8 protein-coding genes are annotated in these 6,109 nt (G+C 70.6%); 2 read left to right on the top strand and 6 right to left on the bottom strand.

Going from position 1 to position 6,109, the window contains the following annotated elements; all coding sequences use genetic code 11:
* From miaB to recA, 3 genes are all read right to left on the bottom strand, one after another.
* Positions 1-1,138: tRNA (N6-isopentenyl adenosine(37)-C2)-methylthiotransferase MiaB (gene miaB / locus A5646_RS17635; RefSeq protein ID WP_067023075.1), on the bottom strand; the 1,138-nt coding region annotated here is incomplete at its 3' end.
* Between the two features lie 59 nt (positions 1,139-1,197).
* A complete protein-coding gene (gene recX / locus A5646_RS17630; protein ID WP_067023063.1) occupies positions 1,198-1,719 on the bottom strand; it encodes a recombination regulator RecX in 522 nt (173 codons plus the stop codon).
* Complete coding sequence (gene recA / locus A5646_RS17625) at positions 1,685-2,737, bottom strand: recombinase RecA (protein ID WP_066860775.1); 1,053 nt, start codon at positions 2,735-2,737, stop codon at positions 1,685-1,687. Before recA ends, recX begins: the two co-directional genes overlap by 35 nt.
* Positions 2,738-2,968: 231 nt before the next feature.
* On the opposite strand from recA, the gene A5646_RS17620 reads away from it, so the two are divergent.
* Both A5646_RS17620 and A5646_RS17615 read left to right on the top strand, forming a co-directional pair.
* Positions 2,969-3,628 carry a (2Fe-2S)-binding protein gene (locus A5646_RS17620; RefSeq protein WP_067023060.1) on the top strand — a complete coding sequence of 220 codons (660 nt, stop codon included), beginning with the start codon at positions 2,969-2,971 and terminating at the stop codon, positions 3,626-3,628.
* A gap of 54 nt (positions 3,629-3,682) precedes the next feature.
* The gene (locus tag A5646_RS17615; protein WP_066860941.1) at positions 3,683-4,309 is read left to right on the top strand and encodes a flavodoxin family protein; all 627 of its coding nucleotides are present in this window, start codon (positions 3,683-3,685) and stop codon (positions 4,307-4,309) included.
* A 30-nt stretch (positions 4,310-4,339) separates the two neighbouring features.
* On the opposite strand, the gene A5646_RS17610 is transcribed toward A5646_RS17615, so the two are convergent.
* From A5646_RS17610 to A5646_RS17600, 3 genes are read right to left on the bottom strand one after another with little or no spacing between them, the layout of a single operon-like run.
* Entirely contained in the window at positions 4,340-4,546 is a 207-nt protein-coding gene (locus tag A5646_RS17610; RefSeq protein WP_067023057.1) for a DUF3046 domain-containing protein, read from the bottom strand.
* Between the two features lie 41 nt (positions 4,547-4,587).
* The gene (locus A5646_RS17605) at positions 4,588-4,860 is read right to left on the bottom strand and encodes a hypothetical protein (protein ID WP_066879634.1); all 273 of its coding nucleotides are present in this window, start codon (positions 4,858-4,860) and stop codon (positions 4,588-4,590) included.
* Positions 4,861-4,909: 49 nt separating this feature from the next.
* Entirely contained in the window at positions 4,910-6,076 is a 1,167-nt protein-coding gene (locus A5646_RS17600; protein ID WP_067023072.1) for a glycosyltransferase, read from the bottom strand.
* Positions 6,077-6,109 lie beyond the last annotated feature (33 nt).

Below are 6,109 nucleotides of genomic sequence, written 5' to 3'. Positions count from 1 at the left end.
TCAGCCGGTCATAGCGTTCCTGCACAACGGCTTTCGGGATCTGCCCGTCGAGTTCAGCGGCCGGGGTGCCGGGCCGCTTGGAGTACTGGAAGGTGAACGCGGCCGAAAAGCGGGCCGCCCGCACCACGTCCAGTGTGGCCGCGAAGTCCGCTTCGGTCTCACCGGGGAACCCGACGATCAGGTCGGTGGTGATGGCGGCGTGCGGCATGGCGGCCCGGACCCGGTCGATGATGCCGAGGTAGCGCTCGGCGCGGTACGAGCGCCGCATCGCGCGCAGCACCCGGTCCGACCCGGACTGCAGCGGCATGTGCAGGGCGGGGCAGACATTGGGCGTCTGCGCCATGGCCTCGATGACGTCGTCGGTGAATTCGGCCGGGTGCGGCGAGGTGAACCGCACCCGCTCCAGCCCGTCGATGTCGCCGCAGGCCCGCAGCAGGCGGGCGAAGGCGCCGCGGTCCCGCGGCAGCGCCGGGTCGGCGAAGGACACCCCGTAGGCGTTGACGTTCTGGCCCAGCAGCGTGACCTCGAGCACGCCGTCGGCCACCAGTGACCTGACCTCGGCCAGGATGTCGTCCGGGCTGCGGTCGACCTCCTTGCCCCGCAGCGACGGGACGATGCAGAACGTGCAGCTGTTGTTGCACCCGACCGAGATGGAAACCCAAGCGGCATAGGCGGATTCGCGAGCGCTGGGCAGTGACGACGGAAACTCCTGCAGCGCCTCGGCGATTTCCACCTGGGCGACCTGGTTGTGCCGGGCCCGCTCCAGCAGGGTGGGCAGCGACCCGATGTTGTGCGTGCCGAAGATGACGTCGACCCAGGGCGCCTTGCGCAGCAGCGCGTCGCGGTCCTTTTGGGCCAGGCAGCCGCCGACGGCGATCTGCATCTCGGGATTGCCGCGCTTGCGGGGCGCCAGGTGGCTGAGGTTGCCGTACAGCTTGTTGTCGGCGTTCTCCCGGACCGCGCAGGTGTTGAACACGACGACGTCGGCGTCGGCACCCTCGGCCGCGCGTCGGTATCCGGCCGCTTCCAGCAGGCCCGCCAACCGCTCCGAGTCGTGGACGTTCATCTGGCAGCCGTAGGTGCGGACTTGGTAGGTGCGCGCCGGCGCGGCGTCCGCCGCCACGGTCTCTCGCACCATCGAAGTCACCCGGCCATGGTACGGCGGCCGGTCGGCACGCGAGAAACCGCACGTCAGGGCTAGACCCGGCGCCGCTCCCGCTCGGCGGCCAGCTCGGCGAAGACGACCTCGCACGCCATGTTCTGGCTGTAGCCACGGCGCGCCAGCATCCCCACCAGCCTGCGGGTCACCCGGGCATCGTCGTCGTTCAGCGTTTCCCGGCGCAGCTTGGACCGGACCAACTGCTCCGCCCGGTCCCGCTCGGCGCCGGCGTCGATCCCGGCGAGCACCGAGGTGATCACGTCGTTGTCGACGCCCTTGGTGTGCAGTTCGGCGGCCAAGGCGCGCTTGCTTTTCCCGGCGTGGGTCCGGCGGGACTGCACCCACTCCTGGGCGAAGTCGGCGTCGTCGATCAGGCCGACGGAGGCCAACCGGTCGAGCACCCGCGCACTGACGTCGTCGGGATAGCCGCGCTTGGCCAGCCGGCCGCGCAGTTCGGCGCGGGTGCGCGCTCTCGCGGTGAGCAGGCGCAGGCACAGCGCTCGCGCCTGCTCCTCGCGGGAGGGCTCAGAAGTCGACGGGGGCGGGCAGGACGCTGTCATCGGACAAGCCATCGGTCACGACCGCGCCAATGCCGAGCTTTTCCTTGATCTTCTTCTCGATCTCGTTGGCGACTTCGTCGTTTTCCTTCAGGAACGTGCGGGCGTTCTCCTTGCCCTGGCCGAGTTGCTCGCCTTCATAGGTGAACCAGGAGCCGGACTTGCGGATGAAGCCCTGCTCCACGCCCATGTCGATCAGCGAGCCTTCCCGGCTGACCCCCTGGCCGTAGAGGATGTCGAACTCGGCCTGCTTGAAGGGCGGCGCCACCTTGTTCTTGACGATCTTGACCCGGGTGCGGTTACCGACCGCGTTGGTGCCGTCCTTGAGCGTCTCGATCCGGCGCACGTCCATGCGCACCGACGCGTAGAACTTCAACGCCTTTCCACCCGTGGTGGTTTCGGGGCTGCCGAACATCACCCCGATCTTCTCGCGCAACTGGTTGATGAAGATCGCCGTGGTGCCCGAATTGTTCAGCGCGCCAGTCATTTTGCGCAGCGCCTGGCTCATCAGCCGGGCCTGCAGCCCGACGTGGCTGTCGCCCATCTCGCCTTCGAGCTCGGCGCGCGGCACCAGCGCGGCCACCGAGTCGATGACCAGGATGTCCAGCGCGCCGGAGCGGATCAGCATGTCGGCGATCTCGAGGGCCTGCTCCCCCGTGTCGGGCTGGCTGACCAGCAGGGAATCGGTGTCCACGCCGAGCTTCTTGGCGTACTCCGGGTCCAGGGCGTGCTCGGCGTCGATGAAGGCGGCGACGCCGCCGGCGGCCTGGGCGTTGGCCACCGCGTGCAGGGCGACCGTGGTCTTACCCGAGGATTCCGGGCCGTAGATCTCCACGACCCGGCCACGGGGCAGCCCGCCGATGCCCAGGGCCACGTCCAGCGCGATGGATCCGGTGGGGATGATCGAAATCGGCTGACGCGTCTCGTCGCCGAGACGCATCACCGAGCCTTTGCCGTAGCTCTTTTCGATCTGGGCCATCGCCAGTTCGAGAGCCTTCTCGCGGTCGGGGGCTTGCGCCATGGTGTCTCTCCTATAGTCGGTGTTCGTCTGACCGGTATCGGTCGGTTGGCGGTGACACTAGAGAAGGCCACCGACAAGTTGACTGGCCGAACGCTCACCACACTAGCCGAACAGGTGTTCGATTCAAGTTCGACACGCCGTTGCGCCCCGGCGCGTGTGGCAACATCGGCGATCGAAAGGCGCCGACGGGCCTCTTCGGGGCGGATCCCCCCGAGAGGCGGTCGCGAACCCATGGACATCTCCCCCCAGCTGGCCGAAACGGCTTCCTACGGAGGCTTTTTCGCGCTGACCGTGGGTGGGGACCCGGCGGGATGGCATCCGGTCGCGCGGTCCTACGCCGACGGCTGCGCCGACCTGATCGACGCCACCGCCCGCCGCTACCACACGACGGACCTGCGGATCGGCGCGTCGCTGGTCCACCTCGCCCACGCCACCCGGCTGTGGTCACCGGTGCTCGCCTGCGCGATCGGCCACGGCGTCGTCCCCGACCTCGATGAACTGCAACGCGCCGACGACGACGCCCGGTTACGACTGCCCAGGCCCGTCGGGCAGCCCGTCGATTCGCACGACGCGCTGTACCGGGTGGTCGTCGAAGAACACCTGCAACCGCTCGCCGCCGGCCTGCGGGTCAACCTGGCGCCCGCCCTGCTCGCGGGCAACATCGCCTCCGCGCTGGTGGGCGCCGCACGGGCCCTGGTGGCGGCGCGGCCCGACCTGCACCGCAAGACCACCGAGCTGACCGGGTCGCTGCTGGACACCGGCGTGCTGGCCGGATCCGGTGTCATCACCGGCCCGCAGCTGGGATTCCGGCGCCGCAGCTGCTGCCTCTTCTATCGGCTGCCCGCGGGTTCGCTGTGCGGTGATTGCGTGCTGCACCGGGTGCCGGGATAGGCCGCTGGGGCGCGGGCCTCGTTTGTCGTTGCCCGGTCGGGGTACGTGAGCACCATGTCCTCAGCCGCAACCCCGTCCCTGCGCGCCATCGCGTTGGTCTGCTCGTTGAAGAAGAGCCCGGCGCCGTCCAGCAGCGAACTGCTCGCCGACCAGTTGCTCGATCAGCTGCGCAGCGCGGGCGTCGAGGGTGAGAAGGTGCGCTGCGTGGACCTGGCGCTGCTGCCCGGGGTCGAGGCGGACATGGGTCCCGGCGACGAGTGGCCGGCGCTGCTGGACAAGATCAAATCGGCGGACATCGTCATCGTGTCGACGCCCACCTGGGTCGGCCACATGTCCAGCGTCGCCCAGCGCGTCCTGGAGCGCCTCGATGCCGAGCTGTCCGACACCGACGACGCGGGCCGACCGGCGATGGTGGGCAAGGTGGCGCTGGCCGCGGTCGTGGGCAACGAGGACGGGGCGCACAAGATCGTGGCCGACCTGTTTCAGGCGCTCAACGACATCGGGTTCTCGATCGCCGCGCAGGGCTGCACCTACTGGAACGGCGAGGCGATGCAGGGCACCGACTATACCGACCTCGACGGCGTCCCCGAGCCGGTCGCGTCGGCCACCGGAAATGCGGCGCGCAACGCCGTGCACCTGGCCACCGTGCTGCGGCAGAACGGCTACCCGGCCTACGAATAACTACGAATAACTACGAATAGCGCGCGGCGATCACCACTGTTCGCGCGGCACGTCGAAGTCGACGCACAACGCCCGCCACACGTCGCGCGGCTCGATGCCGGCCTCGATGGCCTGGGCGGCGGTGCGCCCGCCGAAGCCGCTCAGCACGTGATCCACCAGGACCGAAGACCCGTACGTGGTGCCGAAGCGCAGCACCACCCGCTCGTGAAACTCCGTTAGCCGCACGCCAGTCAACATACCCAGCGCACATGGATCGGACACCTGAGCGGGCGGCCCGCCTACCTCCAGCTGGCCGGCAGATCGACGATGTGATTCGGGCAGTCCTCCTGGACCGCAATCGACATGATGTCGCGCGCGCGTTGGGCCGACATGGTGGCCCGCAATTGCATGAAGGTGTATTCGGCCGGAGCGAGTCCCTGTTGCGCGGCGGCCGGATCGTCCAGCAACTGGCAGGCCTGCTGTTCCTCGGGACTGTCGGCGTGCGCGACGGCGGCGCCGCCCAGCGAGCCGGCCAGCAGGGTGCCGGCGGCGATTGTCGTGATGATCCTCATCGAGTGCCTCCCGCCGAAGCATAGGGCCACCGGCCCGGGGCGCCGCGGTTCATCCGGCCACCGCAAGCGCGTCGCGGCACACCCGGACCGGATCGGCGACGTCGGCGATGCCGGCGGCCGCGGCCTGCGCCGCGGCCCGGTAGCAGGGCGACGACAGCACCTCGTTGACCGCGGCCACCAACGCGTCGGCGGTCAGCGGGCGGATCAGCCGCGCGCTGCCCTGGCGCAGCACCCGGTTGGCGATCTCCCACTGGTCGCCGCCGCCGGGCACCACCACCAGCGGCACGCCGGCCAGCAGCGTCTTGGCCACCATGCCGTGGCCGCCGCCGCAGATCACCAGGTCGGCGTGCGCGAGCAGCTCGTCCTGACGCCCCAGCCCGACCGCCGCCCACGGCGGCACCGCGAGCTCCGGTCCGTCCAGCCGCGACACCAGCAGGCGCGAGCCCGCCGGCATCGTCTCCCCCGGCGTCAAGCACTCCAACGCGACTTCGGCCAGGCCTTCCGTCCCGATCAGTGCGGTCGACGGCGCGATGACCACCACCGGCCCGGAGCCGGCCGGAACCTCGAGGACGCGGTCGGTCGGTTCGAAGTGCAACGGCCCGACCAGGACGGCCTCGGCCGGCCAGTCCGGGCGGGGGACCTCCAGCGCGGGCAGCGTCGCGATCAGCCGCCGCAGCGGCCCGGGATCGCGGGCCGGCAGGCCGATCTCGACGCGGGAAGCCGACCGTTGCCGCAGCCCGGCCCGCCAGGACCGCGCCGTCAGCGCGCGCATGGTGGCGTCGCGCAGCCGGCCCCGGATGCCGGTGCCCGGCGCCAGCCCACTGCCTATCGGCGGCAGGCCTTTCGACGGCAGGTACAGCGGGTGCGGGTTGAGCTCGATCCACGGGATGCCGAGCAGTTCGGCGGCCATGCCGCCGCCGGCGGTGATGACGTCGGACACCACCAGGTCGGGCGCGAGTTCGCGCAGCGCGGGCACGTTGAGTACCGCCATCCGCGCGGCGCGCCGGTGGATCCTGGCGCCGGCGTCGACGTCGTCGTCGGGGTCGGCCAGCCCGTCCAGCGCGACGGCGTCGATGCCGGCGCCGCGGGCGGCGTCGAGCCATTCGGCGCCGGTGAAGATCGTGGGTTCGTCACCGGCTTCGGCGAAGCGTTGGCACAGCGCGATCGCCGGGAACGAATGCCCGGGATCCGGCCCGGCGACCACGGCGACGCGCATCGTGCTCACCCTGCCATAGCGCCCCGCGGCCAC

It is taken from the genome of Mycobacterium sp. 1245499.0 (assembly GCF_001673615.1).
Taxonomy (GTDB): Bacteria; Actinomycetota; Actinomycetes; order Mycobacteriales; family Mycobacteriaceae; genus Mycobacterium; species Mycobacterium europaeum_A.
The sequence above is the reverse complement of the archived record's forward strand: the minus strand, read 5'-3'. Positions and strand labels throughout refer to the sequence as shown.

Bases quoted from the DNA above. Each gene is read 5' to 3' on its own strand.
- recX (WP_067023063.1), bottom strand. From the start codon at position 1,719: ATGACAGCGTCCTGCCCGCCCCCGTCGACTTCTGAGCCCTCCCGCGAG.
- recA (WP_066860775.1), bottom strand. From the start codon at position 2,737: ATGGCGCAAGCCCCCGACCGCGAGAAGGCTCTCGAACTGGCGATGGCC.
- A5646_RS17620 (WP_067023060.1), top strand. From the start codon at position 2,969: ATGGACATCTCCCCCCAGCTGGCCGAAACGGCTTCCTACGGAGGCTTT.
- A5646_RS17615 (WP_066860941.1), top strand. From the start codon at position 3,683: ATGTCCTCAGCCGCAACCCCGTCCCTGCGCGCCATCGCGTTGGTCTGC.
- A5646_RS17610 (WP_067023057.1), bottom strand. From the start codon at position 4,546: ATGTTGACTGGCGTGCGGCTAACGGAGTTTCACGAGCGGGTGGTGCTG.
- A5646_RS17605 (WP_066879634.1), bottom strand. From the start codon at position 4,860: ATGAGGATCATCACGACAATCGCCGCCGGCACCCTGCTGGCCGGCTCG.
- A5646_RS17600 (WP_067023072.1), bottom strand. From the start codon at position 6,076: ATGCGCGTCGCCGTGGTCGCCGGGCCGGATCCCGGGCATTCGTTCCCG.